This window comes from Streptomyces sp. NPDC003023 (assembly GCF_042888225.1).
Classification (GTDB): domain Bacteria; phylum Actinomycetota; class Actinomycetes; order Streptomycetales; family Streptomycetaceae; genus Streptomyces.
Map to the genome: position 1 here is coordinate 416,616 of NZ_JBIAPL010000004.1, position 18,982 is coordinate 435,597.

14 protein-coding genes are annotated in these 18,982 nt (G+C 72.2%); 8 read left to right on the top strand and 6 right to left on the bottom strand.

Annotation, left to right across the window (positions count from 1 at the left end; translation table 11 throughout):
• The first annotated feature begins 38 nt into the window (after positions 1-38).
• Positions 39-551, top strand: a complete 513-nt coding sequence (locus ACFYV1_RS17080; protein ID WP_389396263.1) for a GbsR/MarR family transcriptional regulator — start codon at positions 39-41, stop codon at positions 549-551.
• 218 nt (positions 552-769) lie between these two features.
• Here the strand turns inward: ACFYV1_RS17080 and ACFYV1_RS17085 are convergent, their stop codons facing one another.
• Positions 770-1,582, bottom strand: a complete 813-nt coding sequence (locus tag ACFYV1_RS17085; RefSeq protein ID WP_389396264.1) for a diacylglycerol kinase — start codon at positions 1,580-1,582, stop codon at positions 770-772.
• Between the two features lie 154 nt (positions 1,583-1,736).
• On the opposite strand from ACFYV1_RS17085, the gene ACFYV1_RS17090 reads away from it, so the two are divergent.
• The 3 genes from ACFYV1_RS17090 to ACFYV1_RS17100 all read left to right on the top strand — a co-directional run bounded on the left by ACFYV1_RS17090 (position 1,737) and on the right by ACFYV1_RS17100 (position 6,729).
• Entirely contained in the window at positions 1,737-3,020 is a 1,284-nt protein-coding gene (locus ACFYV1_RS17090; protein ID WP_389396265.1) for an adenylosuccinate synthase, read from the top strand.
• Positions 3,021-3,244: 224 nt separating this feature from the next.
• On the top strand, positions 3,245-4,042 hold the full coding sequence (locus ACFYV1_RS17095; protein WP_389396266.1) for a hypothetical protein: 798 nt from the start codon (positions 3,245-3,247) through the stop codon (positions 4,040-4,042).
• A gap of 398 nt (positions 4,043-4,440) precedes the next feature.
• The gene (locus ACFYV1_RS17100; RefSeq protein WP_389396267.1) at positions 4,441-6,729 is read left to right on the top strand and encodes an esterase-like activity of phytase family protein; all 2,289 of its coding nucleotides are present in this window, start codon (positions 4,441-4,443) and stop codon (positions 6,727-6,729) included.
• Between the two features lie 143 nt (positions 6,730-6,872).
• Here the strand turns inward: ACFYV1_RS17100 and ACFYV1_RS17105 are convergent, their stop codons facing one another.
• Positions 6,873-8,747: a serine/threonine-protein kinase gene (locus ACFYV1_RS17105; protein WP_389396268.1), complete on the bottom strand. Its 1,875-nt coding sequence runs from the start codon at positions 8,745-8,747 to the stop codon at positions 6,873-6,875.
• A 270-nt stretch (positions 8,748-9,017) separates the two neighbouring features.
• Here ACFYV1_RS17105 and ACFYV1_RS17110 point away from each other — a divergent pair, with 270 nt between their 5' ends.
• On the top strand, positions 9,018-10,364 hold the full coding sequence (locus ACFYV1_RS17110) for a S1 family peptidase (RefSeq protein ID WP_389396269.1): 1,347 nt from the start codon (positions 9,018-9,020) through the stop codon (positions 10,362-10,364).
• A gap of 24 nt (positions 10,365-10,388) precedes the next feature.
• Here ACFYV1_RS17110 and ACFYV1_RS17115 read toward each other — a convergent pair whose 3' ends face one another.
• The 3 genes from ACFYV1_RS17115 to ACFYV1_RS17125 all read right to left on the bottom strand — a co-directional run bounded on the left by ACFYV1_RS17115 (position 10,389) and on the right by ACFYV1_RS17125 (position 13,420).
• Entirely contained in the window at positions 10,389-12,026 is a 1,638-nt protein-coding gene (locus ACFYV1_RS17115) for a serine/threonine-protein kinase (protein ID WP_389396270.1), read from the bottom strand.
• 264 nt (positions 12,027-12,290) lie between these two features.
• Entirely contained in the window at positions 12,291-12,830 is a 540-nt protein-coding gene (locus ACFYV1_RS17120; RefSeq protein WP_389396271.1) for a MarR family winged helix-turn-helix transcriptional regulator, read from the bottom strand.
• Entirely contained in the window at positions 12,827-13,420 is a 594-nt protein-coding gene (locus ACFYV1_RS17125; RefSeq protein WP_389396272.1) for a type 1 glutamine amidotransferase family protein, read from the bottom strand. Before ACFYV1_RS17125 ends, ACFYV1_RS17120 begins: the two co-directional genes overlap by 4 nt.
• Positions 13,421-13,589: 169 nt before the next feature.
• On the opposite strand from ACFYV1_RS17125, the gene ACFYV1_RS17130 reads away from it, so the two are divergent.
• Positions 13,590-14,966 carry an aspartate aminotransferase family protein gene (locus tag ACFYV1_RS17130; RefSeq protein ID WP_389396273.1) on the top strand — a complete coding sequence of 459 codons (1,377 nt, stop codon included), beginning with the start codon at positions 13,590-13,592 and terminating at the stop codon, positions 14,964-14,966.
• Positions 14,967-15,135: 169 nt separating this feature from the next.
• Here ACFYV1_RS17130 and ACFYV1_RS17135 read toward each other — a convergent pair whose 3' ends face one another.
• The gene (locus ACFYV1_RS17135; protein ID WP_389396274.1) at positions 15,136-15,606 is read right to left on the bottom strand and encodes a hypothetical protein; all 471 of its coding nucleotides are present in this window, start codon (positions 15,604-15,606) and stop codon (positions 15,136-15,138) included.
• Between the two features lie 110 nt (positions 15,607-15,716).
• On the opposite strand from ACFYV1_RS17135, the gene ACFYV1_RS17140 reads away from it, so the two are divergent.
• A complete protein-coding gene (locus ACFYV1_RS17140; RefSeq protein WP_389396275.1) occupies positions 15,717-16,448 on the top strand; it encodes a GntR family transcriptional regulator in 732 nt (243 codons plus the stop codon).
• Positions 16,445-18,856, top strand: coding sequence for a dolichyl-phosphate beta-glucosyltransferase (locus tag ACFYV1_RS17145; protein ID WP_389396276.1), 2,412 nt, complete (start codon positions 16,445-16,447; stop codon positions 18,854-18,856). The genes ACFYV1_RS17140 and ACFYV1_RS17145 overlap by 4 nt, the downstream gene beginning before the upstream one ends.
• Positions 18,857-18,982 lie beyond the last annotated feature (126 nt).

Here is an 18,982-nt window from a genome sequence, read left to right on the forward strand (position 1 = left end):
TAAACTCGCTCTCAGGCGATGACCAGGGAGAGGACCCGGTGGTGACTGAACAGACCGCGGCGGCGGCGCGGCAGCCGCGTGACGAGGAGGCGGTGTCCGCTTTCGTGGAGCGCTTCGCCGCCCAGCTCGTCGAGGCGGGCATGACCCGGATGCCCGCCCGCGTCTTCGCCGCCCTGCTCTCGTCCGACGCCGGTGTGATGAGCTCGGCCGAGCTGGGAGCCCAGCTCCAGGTCAGCCCGGCCGCCGTCTCCGGCGCCATCCGCTACCTGTCCCAGGTCGACATGGTGTCCCGCGAGCGCGAACCCGGCTCCCGCCGCGAGCGCTACCGGGTGCACGGCAACCAGTGGTACGAGGCGCTCACCAACCGGGACCAGATCCTCAAGCGCTGGGAGGGCACGCTGCGCGAGGGCGTGGCGAGTCTCGGCCCCGGCACGAGGGCCGGGCGCCGGATGTCGGAGACGCTGGAGTTCTTCCAGTTCCTGGAGAAGGAACTCGTCCTGCTCATGGAGCGCTGGCGCGAGCATCGCGACCAGCTCTACGGCAAGCCCTGACCCCGCCCCGCCGAACCGGCGCGCCCTCACATCGGGCTCCCGGGCGTCAGCCCGCGGGGCCCCGGCGCCGGCCGCCGGCGCGGCACCGAGTCAGGCCGCCCCCGGTGCCGCCTGCCGCACCTACGCCCTCCTACGCCCGCCCACGTCGGGCTCCTGGGCCTCTGCCGGGCAGGCCCGCTGCGGCCCCGGTGCCATCCACCGGTCGGCGTACGCCCGCGTCAGCCCGCCGGGGCGGGGACCGGCAGTGTCAGGCCCCACGCGCCCGCACGGCACGTCCACGTCCGGGTCCGGACCGGGCCCGTGAGGTGCGCGTCCGCGCGATAGCGGAAGTCCGCGCCCGAGACGGTCACCGACCGGGCGCTCGCACGCAGCGGCTCCTCGTCCGTGCCGTGCCGTACGACGACCTCGGCGCGGCCGCCCAGGCCGGCCCGCACGGTCACGTCCTCGACGGGCCGGTCGAGGTCGGTCAGCAGGACACCGTCCGCCTCCACCCGCAGCCGGTGCGTACGCACCGGAGCGGCCACGGGGGCGGGGCCCACGAGCGTGCGGACCAGGGAGCGGGCCGTGGTCCACACCGACACGCCCTCCGCGCGCTGCACCGGGCGCGTCGCCGGAATCGCCAGATCCCCCAGCACCACACCGTCGCTCTCGTCCACCAGCAGGTCCAGCCGCCGCGGGCTGCCGTCGAGGACCGCCCTGGCCGCCGCCACCGCCCCGGCGGGCACGCCGAGCGAGTGCGCGAGCCGTACGGAGGCGCCCACCGGGACCAGTGCCAGGACGCCGTCACCGAGCCAGCGGTCCCGGTGCAGCAGGGACACGGCCCTCAGCAGCGCCCGGTCGTCGCCCACCACGACCGGTCGCCGGGGCCCGCGCCGGGCCAGGGCCCGGGCGAACTCCTCCGGCCCCTGGGGAAGGCAGATTTTCGCTTCTGCCCCGCCGCACAGCACATCTTTCGCGATACGCACGGACTCGCCGTCCATTCGGCGGGCGACCGGGTCGATGACCACCAGCAGCTGGTCGTGAGCCGACACCTCGGTCCTTCCTCGGGTAGCATCTTTGTGCAAGAGCCCCTTGCGCTATTGCGCCAGGGGCTTCGTCTATTCCGGGGCAACCTGTCCCAGGACTCAGGCATGGCTCCGGCCCCCCTGACCTTGGTCTTGCCCCGCCCGGAAGGGGTGTACGCCTGTGCCCGCACTTGTGCTGCTCGGTGCTCAGTGGGGTGACGAGGGCAAGGGAAAGGCCACCGACCTGCTCGGTGGATCCGTTGATTATGTGGTGCGCTACCAGGGTGGCAACAACGCCGGCCACACGGTCGTCGTCGGCGACCAGAAGTATGCGCTCCATCTGCTCCCTTCCGGAATCCTCTCGCCCGGATGTACTCCGGTCATCGGCAACGGTGTCGTCGTGGACCCGGCGGTTCTGCTCTCCGAGCTGAGCGGGCTGAACGACCGCGGCGTCGATACGTCCAAGCTTCTGATCAGCGGCAACGCCCATCTGATCACCCCGTACAACGTCACCGTCGACAAGGTGACGGAGCGCTTCCTCGGCAAGCGCAAGATCGGGACCACCGGCCGCGGCATCGGCCCGACGTACGCCGACAAGATCAACCGGGTCGGTATCCGCGTCCAGGACCTCTACGACGAGTCGATCCTGATGCAGAAGGTCGAGGCGGCTCTCGACACCAAGAACCAGCTCCTCACCAAGGTCTTCAACCGCCGTGCCATCGAGGCGGAGAAGATCGTCGAGGAGATGCTCCAGTACGCGGAGCAGATCCGGCCGTACGTCGCCGACACCACGCTGATCCTGAACAACGCCATCGACGAGGGCAAGGTCGTCCTCTTCGAGGGCGGCCAGGGCACGCTGCTCGACGTCGACCACGGCACGTACCCCTTCGTCACCTCCTCCAACCCGACCGCGGGCGGCGCCTGCACCGGTGCGGGCGTGGGACCGACGAAGATCAGCCGGGTCATCGGCATCCTCAAGGCGTACACGACCCGTGTCGGCGCCGGCCCGTTCCCGACCGAGCTGTTCGACGAGGACGGCGAGGCACTGCGCCGCATCGGCGGCGAGCGTGGCGTCACCACCGGCCGTGACCGTCGCTGCGGCTGGTTCGACGCGGTCATCGCGCGCTACGCGACCCGTGTCAACGGCCTGACCGACTTCTTCCTCACCAAGCTGGACGTGCTCACCGGCTGGGAGCAGATCCCCGTCTGCGTCGCCTACGAGATCGACGGCAAGCGCGTCGAGGAGCTGCCGTACTCGCAGACCGACTTCCACCACGCGAAGCCGGTGTACGAGATGCTGCCGGGCTGGTCCGAGGACATCACCAAGGCGAAGACCTTCTCCGACCTGCCGAAGAACGCGCAGGCGTACGTGAAGGCGCTGGAGGAGATGTCCGGCGCGCCGATCTCGGCGATCGGCGTCGGCCCCGGCCGGACCGAGACGATCGAGATCAACTCCTTCCTGTAGGCCTGCCCGGCAGGACGGACACGGCACGAGGGCCCCGGACGCGCATGCGGCGTCCGGGGCCTTCGCGTCGGTGCCCCGCAACCGGCGGACGAGGTCCGCCGGCGTACGAGGCGGGCAGGGCCTTCTCCTTGCCGCGCACGCGGCTGGTTAGGCTGCGTGTTCCGAATGTTCACGCCGGCGCCGAGGCGGGAGCACTGCCGATGCCGGTTCAGGGGTGAAGACACATGGCGGATCGCCAGACGACCCAGTTGCTCGACAGCATGCGGCGGGGCATGCCGTTCGAGTTCACAACCACGATGTCGATGACGAAGCGGCTCGCGACGCTGGTGTGCGTCGCCGAGCTGTTCGGCTACCAGTACGCCGGGGCCCGGCAGGAGCTCTTCTCCATCAAGCTGGCCTTCACCCCCGACCCGAGCCCGCAGGCGCAGGCGCGTGCCGCGCAGTACTGGCCGTACGCACCCCGGATCCCCGAGATCCCGCAGCAGGTGCTGGAACTCAACAAGAAGCGGGTTCTGTTCGACCTGAGCAGCAGGGCCGCGCTGCTGAGGCGGCTGCCGGTCATCGGGATCGCGCTCCTGCTGGCGAGCCTGCGACCGCTCAGCTCCCTGGGCGACAGCCCTGGTCTGGTTCTCGGCTACGTGTGCTTCCTCGCCGCGGTCGCCGGCCTCGGTGTCTGGTTCAACTTCGCTCGCCACAAGAAGGCCGGCGCACACCTCGAGGCCGCGGGTTTCGTACGCCACGAGCCCTCCCCCGGCCAGGTCTCCTACCTCCCGCCCGGCAGCCTGCCGCCCGCACAGTGGCACGGGCCGCAGCAGTACGGGCCCGGCCCGCAGCAGGGGTACACCCAGCAGCCCTACGGCGGGCCACAGCCTCCGTCCCCGGCGCCGCAGCATCAGCAGCACCAGCACCAGCACCAGCAGCCGTACGCCCAGCAGCCCCCGTACGGTTACCAGCCCCCGGCCCAGTCCCCGGCCCAGTCCCCGTACGGTCACCAGCCCTACGGCGGTCAGCCGCCGCAGTGAGGCACGGCGGTGGCGGGCGGTGGTCGGCACGTCGCCGTCCGAGCCGCTGCCGACGCGTGGCCTCGGCGAGCGAGATCGACTCGTTCCGGTGGACCATCCGCGGGACACTGGTAGACCCCCGAGGGGCAGATCCGCGGCGAGGGCCGAGCGTCTTCGCCGTGGATCCGCGCCCGGGGTTCCTCCGTGTCGGCCGCCGGCACCGGAACCGGTGCGCGTGCCGCGTGCCGCGATGCCGCCCGGACGCGCCCGCCCCGATCGGGCCCGGCGCTGCCGGGCCACGGCATTCGCACGGCCGAAGCCGTGTATTCGCCGGGAATTCACCCCAAGCACCGACACATGGGCAGCCGGGGCGCTAGAACCACAGGACGCACCCTCGTCCTCGCGTCCCGGAGGCCCTCTTGCCCACCTCAGCGTCCCCTGCTCGCCGCCCGCGCCGTGCCCTGCTCGCAGGCGGCGCGCTGCTGGTCGCCGCCGTCACGGCCGCGACCGCGCCGATCGCCACCGCCCACCCCGAGGGCCAGGGCGGCGGCAAAAGCGCCGGCAACGCCGGGAACGGCTGGTTCCAGCGGGTGTCGACCATGCCGGCGTACACGTTCGACGCCGCCGGCGAGCAGCGTGAGCAGACCGCCGTCGAGATATCCGCCGCGAGCGCCGACGGGAAGACCGTCGTCTCCACCGACTCGCCCGCCGGACGGATCCTCTTCACCGACCTGCGCCGGCTCGACGCCCCCGAACCGCTGGGCCACCTCGACGTGGGCGGTGAGCCCACCTCCGTGGACGTCCTCGGCGACCGCTACGCCCTGGTCGCCGTCAACACCTCCGCCGACAGGCAGCACCCCGGCGGTGAGTTGCACGTCGTGGACCTGCGAACCCGCCGGACGGTGCGGACACTTCCGCTCGCCGGGCAGCCCGACTCGGTCGACCTGTCCGCCGACGGCCGGTACGCCGCGGTCGCCATCGAGAACGAGCGCGACGAGGACGTCGACGACGGCGCCCTGCCCCAGGCCCCCGGCGGCCTTCTCCAGGTCGTCGACGTCATCGGCGACGACCCTGCGGACTGGACGGTCCGCCAGGTCGGCCTGACCGGCCTCGCGGACGTCGCGCCTCAGGACCCCGAGCCGGAGTACGTGAGCGTCAACTCCCGCAACCAGGCGGTCGTCACCCTCCAGGAGAACAACCACCTCGTGGTCGTCGACCTGGCCGCCGGGAAGGTCGTCAAGGACTTCCCCGCCGGTTCCGCCACCGTCACCGGTGTGGACACCGTCTCGGACGGCGAGATCGCCCCGACCGGCACGATCACCGCCGCCCGTGAGCCGGACGGTGCGGCCTGGATCGACGACCGGTACGTGGCGACCGCCGACGAGGGCGACTGGCAGGGCGGCTCCCGCACCTGGACGGTCTTCGACACCCGCACCGGTGCCGCGGTCTTCTCCTCGGGCCGCGAACTGGAGGACCTGGCGATCCGCCACGGCCAGTACCCGGAGAAGCGTGCCGGGAAGAAGGGTGTCGAGCCCGAGAACATCACGGTCGCCGTCATCGACGGCACCCGCTACGCCTTCGTCGCGCTGGAGCGCGCCAACATGGTCGCCGTCTACGACCTGACCGATCCGCTCGCCCCGAAGCTGCTGCAGGGCCTGCCGACTGCCGTGGGCCCCGAGGGAGTCCTGGCGGTGCCGCGCCGGAACGCACTCGTCGTCTCGTCCGAGGAGGACTCCGCGAAGGACGGGGTGCGTGCCGCGCTCAACGTCTACCGGCTCACCCACCGCTCACAGGACGCCGCGCCGCGCGCCAACACCGCCGCGCCGAGCATCGTGGCGGCCGGCCCCGGGCTCGGCTTCGGTGCCCTGTCCGGGCTCAGCGGGGTTCCCGGCAGCCGCCACGGTGTCGTGGCCGTCACGGACTCCGCGTACGGGCCGAGCCGGGTACTGAGCGTCGACACCGGCCGCACGCCCGCCGTCGTCACCTCCGCCCTGCCCGTCACCAAGGGCGGCAGGGCCGTCTCGTACGACGCCGAGGGTGTCGCCGCCAGGCAGGAGGGCGGTTTCTGGGTGGCCTCTGAGGGCGACGGGAAGAAGGTTCCCAACCTGTTGGTGGAGGTCGGCGCCGACGGTGCGGTGCTGAGCGAGACCCCGCTGCCCACCGCTCTGACCGCCGGGGCGGCCAAGTACGGCCTGGAGGGTGTCGCCGTCACCGGCGAACACGTGTGGCTCGCGGTCCAGCGCGAGTGGGCGGCGAACGCCCCCGGGACCACCACCCTCGCCCGCTACACCCCGGCCACCGGCGAATGGGCTTACGCCGCCTACCCGTTGGAGCGGGTCCCCGCCACCGCCGCGGACGGCACATGGCACGGCGTCAGCGAACTGACCGCCGTCGACGGCGACACCCTGCTGGTCCTGGAGCGCGACAACCGGCGCGGCGCGGAAGCCGGCCTCAAGGCGGTCTTCCGTGTCGACCTGGGACGCGTCAGCCCGGCCGCGACGATCGGAGACGCCCCGGTCGTCATCAAGCGCATGGTCGAGGACCTGCTCCCTGCCCTGACCGCCGACGGCTCACCGGCCGACGACAAGCCCGAGGGTCTCGCGATCACAGGGGCAGGCGCCCTCGTTGGCGCGGTCGACAACGACGGCCTGGACGACGCTCCCGGTGAGTCCGTCCTTCTGCGTCTCGGCCGCGCACCCCGCCACTGACACCGGAAGCGCCGGGCGCCCTGTCCGCGCAGGTACGTGCGACAGGGGGCCCGGCGTCCGGCTCAGGGCCAGATCCGGTGGTACGCGATCCCACCGGTCCGCCGTCCGGACGTCGTGGACGCCGCGGACGCCGCCGTGGGCGGTCACTTGCGGAAGTACTCCGCCGGTTCGCCGTCCGCGCTCATGCCGTACATGAGCAGACGCTCCTTGCCCTCGAAGCGGTCGATGCGCAGGTTCTGCGACGAGCCCGCCGGCGAGCACTCGGGGTCTGACTGACCGGGGTCGAGGGTGGGCGGGCCGACGATCACCAGGTCGCCGACGCCGCCGAGCACGGCGGTACTGGCGCAGTTCACCGAGTCACCGGTTTCCTCGCCCGTCTCGTCGTCGGTGCGGGGGTAGTTCTCGGTGAACCGTACGAGCGGGGCGCCGACCGGCCCCTGGGTGACGGTCATCTCGAAGGTGCGGGGGTCCTCGTAGCCCGGTGGTGCGTCGAGGACGTCGAACTTCTGCTTCCAGTAGCCGACGAACGCGGGCGGAAGTGCCTTGGGCCCGCTCTTCGACCGGTGGAACGTGGCGCTGACGTCGCCCGACGTCCACTCGAGCACCTCGGGGGACCGCACGGTGAGGGTCTGGTGCGCGGCGGGTGTGCAGCGCTTCTCGGGGACGCTGGTGGTCACGTCGCTCTCGCCGAAGACGATCCGGTCGGCGTCGGCGGACACCAGGGTGGAGCGCCCCATGCACAGCCGCTCGCCGGTGACGTGGACGTACACCCCGGTCTTCTCACCGGCCCGGCCCTGGGTGATCTCCAGACGGCCGGTCTCGTAGGGCGCGTCGGCTCTGCCCCGCAGCACGCCCTCCCAGGCGCCCAGGAAGTCGTCGGGCACGATTCCCTCCTGGCGGTCGGACGGGGTGACCGCGGAACCGGTCCCGCCCGGCGTGCCCTTGGCGTTCTCCGTCCCCCCGTCGTCGTCCGGGGACAGGGCGAAGAAGGTGCCCGCGGCCGCGAGTAAGGCGGCCGTCAGGGCGGCGACCAGCACGGTGCGCAGATGCCGGCGGGGCAGGGGCGTGTCGGTGGAAGCCGGTGCCGGTGCCGGTGCCGGTGCCGCTGTCGGTGTCGGCATCGGTGTCGGGGGAGTCGGGTCCCCGTCGGCGTCGAGCAGCCGGGCCGCGTGCCGTCCGAGCCCCGCCAGCAGCCCTGCCGGCAGCCATGGTTCGTCCGGCAGTGTCACGTCCGACAGTTCGGCGGCGGTCGGCCGTGCGGTCGGCCGCTTGTCCAGACAACGGCGTACCAGGGAGTCGAGCTCGGGCGGCAGCCCGGCCAGGTCCGGTTCCTCGTGCGCGATACGGAACAGGACGGCGTGCACTCCGCTGTCCGCGGACCCGAACGGCGGGCGTCCGGTGGCCGCGTACGCCAGCACGGCGCCCATGCAGAAGATGTCGGACGCTGGTGTGAGCCGCTCGCCGCGCACCTGCTCGGGTGACATGAAGCCCGGTGAGCCCACGACCGCGCCGGTCGTGGTCAGCCCGCCGTCGGTGACGGTGTCCACGGCGCGCGCGATGCCGAAGTCGATGATGCGGGGACCGTCGACGGTGAGCAGGATGTTGGACGGCTTGAGGTCGCGGTGCAGAAGCCCGGAGGCGTGGATGTGCCCGAGCGCGTCGGCGAGTCCGGCGGCGAGCGCGCGCACGGAGTGCGCCGGGAGCGGCCCGTACTGGTCGACGACCACACTGCGCAGTGACGGGCCCGGTACGTAACCGATGGCCACCCAGGGGGAGTCGGCGGTGGTGTCGGACGCGATCACGGGTGTGGTCCCGGCGCCCCCGACCCGCTCCAGTGCCTCGACCTCGCGCGCGAACCGGCGACGGAACTCGTCCTGCGCGGCGAGCTCGGCACGGACGAGCTTGACCGCGACGGTGCGCCCGCCCGCGGACCGGGCGAGATAGACCCGGCCCATGCCCCCGACCCCGAGCCGTCCGAGGAGCCGGAAGGGGCCGATCTGCGCGGGATCTTCGGGCATCAAGGCATCCACGTCCGGATCTTCGCACACCCGGACCGGCAGGACCCGGCCCTCGCCGAACCCCCGCCGGACCGCCCGCCGAACCCCCGCCGGGCCACCCGCCGAACCCCCGCCGGATCGCCGCCGGATCTTCGCCGGGCCGCCCGACGGACCGGTCCCTGTGGGCCGGTTGAACACCTCGGAGCCGCCGCACGTACTGGAACGGGAGGCCTCGGTGTCCGGGGTCCATCTCACCTGTGAAGCCATTCCGTTACGACCTTGGGGCCGCGCATGATGCACGCACGACACCGGCGCGTACGACGGAAAGTCCAGCGGATCGTGCGGCTGGCCGCCGTGGTCGGGCTGTTCAGCGGCGGTCTGATGGTCTCCGGTGCCATGGCGGGCGAACCGCCGAAGGACGCGCCGCGAGCCACCGCGGACCCGGCCGCGGAGCTCGTCTCGCGGCTCGGCCCGTCCCGTACCGCGGGCAGTTGGACCGGCGCCGACGGTCGGACGGTCGTCGCCGTCACCGACCAGGACGCCGCGGAGGAGGTACGCCGGGCGGGCGCGGAGGCGAAGGTCGTGGAGCACAGCATGGACCGGCTCCGCTCGGCCACCGAGGCCCTGCGCTCGGCGCCCCGCGTGGCCGGTACCGCGTGGGCGGTCGACTACGCCGACAACGGCATCACCGTACGCGCGGACAGCACCGTCTCCGGCGGCGACTGGTCACGCATGTCGGGTCTCGCGGAGCGGATCGGTGGCTTCGTCCGCATGGAGCGGACCGAGGGCACCTTCACCACCAGGGTGAACGGCGGCATCCCGGTCTTCGGCGACCAGCGGCGGTGCACCGCGGGCTTCAACGTCACCAACGGGCAGGACACCTTCATCCTGACGGCGGGGCACTGCGGTCCGCAGGACACGACCTGGTTCCAAGACCGTCAGGGCGACGAGCTCGTCGGCACCACGACCGCGGCCAGCTTCCCCGGCGACGACTACTCCCTGGTGCGCTACGAGAACGTCGACGCCCTCGACCGCACCAACGTCGTCGACATCGGCGGCGGCCGGGGCGTACGGATCGTCGGGGCCGGCGAACCCGCCGTGGGCCAGCGGGTGTTCCGCAGCGGCAGCACGACCGGCTTCCGTTCCGGCGAGGTGACGGCCCTGAACGCGACCGTCAACTACCCGGAGGGCACGGTCACCGGCCTGATCGAGACCACGGTCTGCGCGGAGCCCGGGGACAGCGGCGGTCCTCTGTTCTCCGAGGGACTGGCGCTGGGCGTGACCTCCGGAGGCGACGGGGACTGCACCACGGGCGGCACCACCTACTTCCAGCCGGTGACCACCGCCATGGAGACCCTCGGGGTGAACCTGACGGGTGGCCCGCCGGGCCCCGCGGACCGCGACGATGAGGAAGCCGGAGCCGGCGCACCGCCCGTGCCGGCGTCGCCCACCCCGCCGGCACAACCCGGTGAGGGCCTCGGATCGCGTGCGGTCACCTCGATCGTCGACTTCGGCGACCCGGCACTGGGGGCGGGCCTCATCGGCCTCAGCCTCACCGGACTCGTGGGCGCGCGCTGGCTCGTGTCGGCCCAGGAACGCAGGGAGTACCGCAGCTTCCACAACGCCAGCTGGGGCTGACCCGAACCGTGGGTGTCCGGCGGCTCAGCCCGTCTTCGTGTACGTGAGGGGAACCCCGCCGGAGCCGACGAGTTCGCGGACGACGGTGATGTCGTTCGGCATGTTCAACCGGCTCCACTGGCCCGGCGAGCAGGACGTCCGGTCGCCGAACGTGACGGCCGTCGGAGAGAGTTCGAGAGGCGGTCCGGCGGCCCGGAGAGTGGCGGACCAGCGGCAGTCGTAGTTCGGCCCCGTTCCACTGAGGGTCATGACCTGCTCGCCCGACGAGCCCTGTGTGATCGTCATGATCCGGACGTTGGTGCCGTCCGCGGTGTCGAAGGTCGCCCGCCAGGTGCCGACGTACTCCTGCGGCACGTCCCCCGCCGTCTGCGGGGTCGGGGAGGCGCCGGTGGGCGCCGGGTCGGGAGTGTCCTTGGAGGGGCCCGGTGTCTCGGGACCGGGCTTGGGGTCCGCCGAGGTCCGGTCGCCGTGATCCTTGGACATGAAGGCGTAGACCGAGCCGCCCGCGCCGAGCGCGACGACCAGGGCGACCGCGATCAGCGCGAGTGTCCCGCCGCGCGAGCCACGGCGCGGAGGCGGGGCCGGGGCATGGGCCACAGGAGTGTACGGGGCGGGGTGGTACGGCTGGGGACGGCCGTATGCGTGCCCGGGTGAAGGCGGCGGCGGGGTCGGAGCCGGCATCGGCGCGGGTCCGGGTGCGGGTGGCGGCGTCGGCATCGCGCGGGGTGGCGCGGTCAGCGTCGGAGGCTGCGCGGGCGGCCGGGGCTGCTCGGCATCCAGCAACCGCACCGCGTGACGGCCGAGTTGGGCGATCAGCGTGCCGGGAAGCCACGGCTCGCCGTCCGGGTCGGCGGCCGTCCGCTCCAGGATCTGCGCGACCGTGGGCCGCGCGTCCGCCTCCTTGCGCAGGCAGTCGCGGATCAGGCCGAGCAGGTTCTCCGGCACGCCGGACAGGTCCGGCTCCTCCTCCGCGATACGGAACATCTGCGCGTGCCCGCCGCTGTCGGCGGAGCCGAACGGGAGTCGTCCGGTGGCCGCGTAGGCGAGTACGGACCCGAGGCAGAAGACGTCGCACGCCACGGTGACGGCGGCGCCGCGCACCTGCTCCGGCGACATGAAGCCGGGGGACCCGACGAGTGCGCCGGCGCGGGTGAGGCCGCCGTCGGTGACCGTCTCCAGTGCCCGCGCGATGCCGAAGTCGATGACGCGCGGCCCGTCGATGGTGAGCAGGATGTTCGACGGCTTGAGGTCACGGTGGATGAGCCCGGCCCCGTGGATGTCCGTCAGCGCGTGGGCCAGTCCGGAGGCCAGCAGCCGGACGCTGCGCTCGGGCAGCGGACCGTGCTCGCCGGCGACGACGGTGTGCAGTGACGGCCCGGCGATGTACCCGGTGGCGACCCACGGGACCGGCGCCTCCGTGTCCGCGTCGAGCACGGGAGCGGTCCACTGTCCGCCGACGCGCAGGGCGGACCGTACCTCGAGGCGGAACCGGTTGCGGAACTCCTCCTGTTCGGCGAGCTCCTGCCGTACGAGTTTCACGGCGACCGTGCGGCCGCGGTCGGACCGGGCGAGGTACACCTGGCCCATGCCGCCGGCGCCGAGCCGGCTCAGGATCCGGTACTCGCCGATGTGGTGTGGATCCCCCGGTGCCAGCTGCTCCATCGCCGCGCGGCCCTTCCCCCGTACCGAATTGTTCGACGGACCGAGGATAGTGCGCCCGTCACGCGCCATAAGGGTCAGGATCCGACCGCGTGCCCGCCCGCGGTCGCCCCCGCCGACCCGTCTGCGAGCCCGCCCGGTCCCCCCTGTATCCGTCCGGATTCCCGATCGCGACCCGGATTCCAGGTCGCGTTGTACGCGAGGAGACAGTCCCGGCGGTCGAACCGGTTCCCGGAGGGAAAGCCCGCTCGAGGAGGGGGCGCGCCACTAGCCTTCGTCCGCGTGCCTCGGTCCGTGCGATTCGTCCGCTGTGTTCGCAGTGGCCGCCGTGTCCGCCGTGTCCGCCGGGGAAGCGTCTTCCGCCTCGATCGTGCCCATCACCGCCGAGAGCTGTTCCAGGACCCGTACGGTCTCCGAGAACCGCTCCGGTCCCAGCGCGTCCAGCAGCCGGTTCGCCAGCCGTGCGTGCCCCGGGTCGAGCTGCTCGATCGCGGCCCGCCCCTCGTCCGTCACATGCAGCAGTTTCGCGCGCCGGTGGGCCGGGTTGGGGCGGTATTCGGCGAGCCCCTGCCCGGCCAGCACGTCGGCGATGCGCTGCACGCTCTGCCGGGTGATGCCCATCGTGCGGGCGACCTGCGCGACCGACTGCGGCTCGCGCAGTACGGCGCCGAGCACCTGCCAGCGGGCCGCGGTCAGCCCTGCCTCCCGGGCCAGCCCGTCGGAGACGGTGATGAACTGTCCGTTCAGCCGGAAGACGCCCAGTGCCGTACGGGTCAGCAACTCCTGCGGGTGGCCGGCGGGCCTCATGAGTTCAGCACCGCGAAGGCCGCCGGGTCCGAGTCGTGGAACAGCCGGTACCAGGCGTCCAGTTTCTCCCCCTCGTACACGCCGAGACGGGCGAAGACCTCGCGCGCGAAGGCGACCGGCTCGGTCGGTCCGGCGGTGATCAGGTCGCCGGCCGTGACGGCGTCCGTGTCGACGTAGTGCTCGCCGCCCTTGTAGCCGGTGGCGGCCAGGTAGAACGAGACGGCGCTGGTGTGCGGGCGGTCGTCGAGCAGCCCTTCACGGGCGAGTCCGGCGGTGGCGCCGCAGATCGCGGCGACCGGGACACCCGCGTCGAGGAAGGTGCGGGCCTCGGCTGCGAAGGGTGCCAGGTCGTCGCCGGTGTCCCAGAGGTTCGCTCCGGTGAGGATCAGCAGGGCGCTGTCCGCCGGATCGAGGTCGGCGAGCGCGAGGTCGGGCTGGATCCGGACGCCGCCCATGGTGGTGACCGGCTCGGTCGTCGGGCCGACCGTCCTCACCGTGAAGCCGTTCTGGGTGAGATGAGCGGTGGTGTGGCCCGTCTCCCAGTCGGCATAGGTGTCGTACACGGCCAGATGAACGGTCTTGCGGGTCATGGTGCCCTCCTCGACGCGTATACCTATATGACAGCAGACTGTCATTACGGCAGCATGCTGTCAATGGACTTCCTGTCGTCCGGAGCCAGACACCCTGCCCAGATAAACGGCCGAGTCCATACAAGGTGGCCATGTCGTCGCCCGTCGGCGGCTCCCTACGCTGGGACGCATGACCCCTCATGCCTCCTCCGCCGCTCCCGACGCAGACCCCCGGGCCGGCGCTGCCGTGAAGGCCGCCGACCGTGCCCATGTGTTCCACTCCTGGTCCGCCCAGGGCCTGATCGACCCGCTCGCCGTAGCCGGTGCGGAGGGGTCCTACTTCTGGGACTACGACGGCAACCGCTATCTCGACTTCACCAGCGGCCTCGTCTACACCAACATCGGCTACCAGCATCCGAAGGTCGTCGCGGCGATCCAGGAGCAGGCCGGGAAACTCGCCACCTTCGCGCCCGCGTTCGCCGTGGAACCGCGCTCGGAGGCCGCGCGGCTGATCGCCGAGCGCACTCCGGGCGACCTGGACAAGATCTTCTTCACCAACGGCGGCGCGGAGGCCGTCGAGAACGCCATCCGCATGGCCCGTCTGCACACGGGCCGCCCCAAGGTGCTCTCCGCCTACCGCTCCTACCACGGTGGCACGGCGACGGCGATCAACATCACCGGCGACCCGCGCCGCTGGGCCAACGACAGCGGCACGGCCGGCGTCGTCCACTTCTGGGCGCCGTTCCTCTACCGGTCCCCGTTCTACTCCTCGACACAGTCGCAGGAGTGCGAGCGCGCCCTCGCACACCTCGAGGACACCATCGCCTTCGAGGGTCCGCAGACGATCGCGGCGGTCATCCTGGAGACGATCCCCGGCACGGCCGGCATCATGACGCCGCCGCCCGGCTATCTGGCCGGCGTCCGCGAGATCTGCGACCGGTACGGCATCGTCTTCGTCCTCGACGAGGTCATGGCGGGCTTCGGCCGCACCGGCAAGTGGTTCGCCGCGGAGCACTTCGACGTCGTGCCCGACCTGATCACCTTCGCCAAGGGCGTCAACTCGGGTTACGTACCGCTGGGCGGCGTGGCGATCTCCGCCGAGATCGCGGCAACCTTCGACAAGCGGCCCTACCCGGGCGGTCTCACGTACTCGGGCCACCCGCTGGCGTGCGCGGCCGCCGTCGCCACGATCCAGGTCATGGAGGACGAGAAGGTCGTCGAGAACGCGGCGATGATCGGCGAGACCGTACTCGGACCCGGCCTGCGGGCCCTGGCCGAGCGCCACCCCTCGGTCGGCGAGGTGCGCGGCACGGGCGTCTTCTGGGCACTCGAGCTGGTCCGCGACCGTGAGACGCGCGAGCCGCTGGTGCCGTACAACGCGTCGGGCGAGGCGAACGCGGCGATGGCGGCGTTCGGCGCGGCCTGCAGGAAGAACGGCCTGTGGCCCTTCATCAACATGAACCGCACCCATGCCGTCCCGGCGTGCAACGTGACCGAGGCGGAGGCGAAGGAGGGCCTTGCCGCGCTGGACGCGGCGCTGTCGGTCGCGGACGGGTGGGTGGCGTAGCGGGCCACGGGTTCGCGGGTGGCGTACCGCACTTCGCGCGGTGGCCCCGGACTGCCCCGGCCGGGCTGCTTTCGGGCCCCGCCGGTGTTCGAGGCGCGGGGGTCCGGGGCAGCGCCCCCCGGACCCCCGCGTGAAGCGCGCTACCGGGTCCGGGCGGGGTGGGCACCCGCTACCCCGCCCCCCACTCCCCCCGCTCGACCTCCAGGAAGCGTCGTCTCCGCGGCCCCCGGTACAGCAGCCCCTCCCACCCCAGCCCCGCCAGCGCGTCCGCGCACGCCTTGAGCCGGTCTTCCTCCTCCTGCGCGGCACCGCTGCCCGGCGGACCGAGCCACTCCACGTACACCGTCTCCGGGCGTTCGCCGGGCCGGACCCGGTAACCGGTCGCCGTGCGCCGGGCGGTGCCGTCCGCCGCGACGGCGGACGGCGGGAAGCCGGACGCCTCCAGCGCCAGCGCCACCGCCCGCACGATCCGGGTCAGTTCCCACGGCGCCGGCACGGCCTCGCAGCCCGTGGCATTCGCCGTCCGGCGGATCCGCAGCAGCCCCTCGAACGCGGTCCGCACCTCCGTCGGCCTCCTGGGCTCCGCCACCACGGGCCCGTCACCGGTGGCCGGTTCGAACACGTCATCCGCCACGACCATCGCCTCCCCTCGCGGAACGGCCTCGACCGCCCCGACCGTACGCCGGGCACCCGGCGCGCATCACCCCTGGCCTATCGTGTCCGGGACCGAAGGCGAAGGAGAAGCCCACGATGCCCGGCTACGGCAGCGGCAACGGCGGCGGGAACGGCAATGCGAGCGCCGTCACCCGCAGCACCCTGCGGCAACAGATCGCCGATGCTCTCCGTGACGAGGTCCTCGCAGGGCGTATGCAGCCGGGCCAGGAGTTCACGGTCAAGGAGATCGCGGAGCAGTACGGCGTCTCGGCGACGCCCGTGCGCGAGGCCCTGGTCGATCTCTCCGCCCAGGGGCTGCTCGACTCCGACCAGCACCGCGGTTTCAAGGTGCACCAGTTCTCCGTCGACGACTACCGGACCATGGTGGACACGCGGTCGCTGGTCGTGGACGCGCTCTTCGGCCGGATCGACGGCTCCACGCCGTGCCGGCACACCCCGGAGGCGCTGCTGTCCGTGCGGCGCCGGGCCGAGGAAGCCGCACGGGCGGCGCGCGCCGGGGACCTGGACATCCTGATCGGCTACGACCTGCGCTTCTGGCGTGAACTCGGCGCACTGGTGGCGAACCGATACATCTGCGACTTCCTGCACCGGCTGCGGGTGCAGGCATGGGTGTTCGCCGTACCGCTCCTGCGCGCCGATCCGGAGCTGTCCGACTGGCTCTGGGCCGGTCACCAGGACGTCATCGACGCGGTGACCAGGCGCGACGCGGACGGCGTACGCGCCGCGATCCGCGCGTACAACGACCACGCGCTGGCGTGGGCGGACCGGCTTCAGCAACGCGAACGGCGGGGGCGTCAAGAGCGGTGAGCGTGGATCTGAGCGTCGTCGTGCCGGCGTACAACGAGGAGGCACGGCTGAGGCCGACGCTGGACGCGGTCTGCGCGTACCTGCGGGCGGATCCGCAGCGGTGGGGCGCGTGGGAGCTGATAGTCGTCGACGACGGGTCCACCGACGCCACCGCGAAGATCGCCCAGGAGGCGGCGGAGGAGGAACCGCGGATCCAGCTCGTGTCGAGCGGGACGAACCACGGCAAGGGCAGCGCCCTGCGCCTGGGCGTACTGGCCTCGTACGGCCGCCGGGTGCTGGTCATGGACGCGGACATGGCGACGCCGATCGAGGAGCTCGACCGGCTCGAGGCGGAGCTCGAGGGTTCCGGCGCCGCCGCGGTGATCGGGTCGCGCGCCCACCCCGACGCCCGGATCGAGGTGCACCAGCGGCGGGGGCGGGAGTGGCTCGGCCGGATGGGCAACCGGCTGATACGGGCGGTCGCGGTGCCCGGCATCCGCGACACCCAGTGCGGCTTCAAACTGTTCGACGGCGACAGGGCCCGCACCGCGTTCGCCGACTCCAGGCTCGACGGCTGGGGCATCGACGTCGAGATCCTGCGCTTCTTCCGCCGCGAGACATGGCCCGTCACAGAGGTCCCGGTCCGCTGGTCGCACCGGACGGGTTCCAAGGTAAGACCCGCGGACTACGCCAAGGTGCTGCTGGAACTGCTGCGGCTGCGCGCCCGTGAGGTGCGCCGGGTGGACCTGGCCGTCACGGGGCTGTTCCTGGTCGCCTCCGTACTGCTCTACAAGGGCCTGTGGACGGACCTGGACCGCGCCTACATCCGTGACGCGGGACAGGACCAGAACCAGTGGGAGTGGTTCTTCGCCGTCACCGCCGACAACGTCGTCCATCTGCGCAACCCGCTCTTCACGACCCTCCAGAACAATCCCGACGGCGTGAACCTGATGGCCAACACGGTGATGCTCGGCCTGTCCGTGCCCTTCACCCCGGTCACCCTCGCCTTCGGTCCGACCGTCACCTGGGCGCTCGTCCTCACCCTCGGGCTCGCCGCCACCGCGACCGCCTGGTACCGGCTGATCGCCCGGTGGACCGTCCCCAACCGCTGGGCCGCCGCGCTCGGCGGGGCCTTCGCCGCGTTCGCGCCGCCGATGATGTCGCACGGCAACGCCCACCCCAACTTCCTGGTCCTGTTCATGATCCCGGTGATCATCGACCGGGTGCTGCGTCTGTGCGAGGGGCACGACGTCCGGCGGGACGGTGTGCTGCTGGGCCTGTTCGCCACGTACCAGATCTTCCTCGGCGAGGAGCCGCTGCTGCTGGCCGCGATGGGGCTGCTGCTGTTCGTGCTCTCGTACGCGCTCGCCGCCCGTGACGTGGCCCGCACGGCATGGCGGCCGCTGCTGCGCGGCACGGGCATCGCGCTGCTGGTGTGTCTGCCGCTGGTGGCGTTCCCGCTGGGCTGGCAGTTCTTCGGGCCGCAGAGCTACAAGAGCGTGCTGCACGGCGACAACGCCGGCAACAGTCCGCTCGCCTTCCTGCAGTTCTCCGGCCGGGCGCTGCTGGGCTCCGACGCCGGGGCGGACCCGCTCGCCATGAACCGCACCGAGCAGAACGCCTTCTTCGGCTGGCCGCTGATCGCGCTCGCCGTCGCCATCGTGATCCGCCTGTGGCGGCGGCCGCTGGTCAAAGCGCTCGCCTTCACGGCGGTCGCCGCGGCCCTTCTCTCCCTCGGTCCGAAGTTCCGCATCCCGTACACGGACATCGTGCTGACCGGCCCCTGGCGGGCGCTTGCCCACCAGCCGCTGTTCGAGTCGGTCATCGAGTCGCGGGTCGCGATGATCTGCGCACCGGCCCTCGGGATACTGCTCGCGCTGACGGCTCAGCGGCTGACGGCCTGGCGGCCGATGCTGCGCGGGCTGGGGTTCGCCGCCCTGGCGGCGGCACTCGTTCCCGTGCTGCCGACCCCGTATCCCGTACGCGAACGGCCCCCTGTACCGGGCTTCGTCGCGCAGGGCACGTACGAGAAGTACCTCGCGGAGGGCGAGTCCCTGGTCACCGTGCCGCTGCCGGACCCGGGCAGCGCGGAGGCGCTGTACTGGCAGTCGGCGACCGGACTGGGCTTCAAGGTGGCGGGCGGCTACTTCAACGGCCCGTGGGGGCCGGACCGTATCGGCATCTACGGTGCGACCCCCAGGCACACCTCCAACCTCCTGAGAGACGTCCGCAACTCCGGCCGCGTACCGGTGATCGGCCCCAACTGGCAGGCCCAGGCCCGCCACGACCTCGAGGCGTGGAACGCGGGCGTGGTGGTGCTGGCGCCGCAGTACAACGAGGGGCCGCTGTACGAGACGGTGGAGAAACTGCTGGGCCGACCGGGGGAGAGGGTGGCCGGGGTGTGGGTATGGGACGTGGGAGAGGTGTGACAAGGGGGGACCGGACCGTGCGAAATCGTGCTGAACGGCACCTTCGCGGGCCGCTCCCACCGCATTACGCTGTCCCGACCATCGTCTTTCTTCACGTTTCCTCCACCCGGGGCCACCGACCTCGTG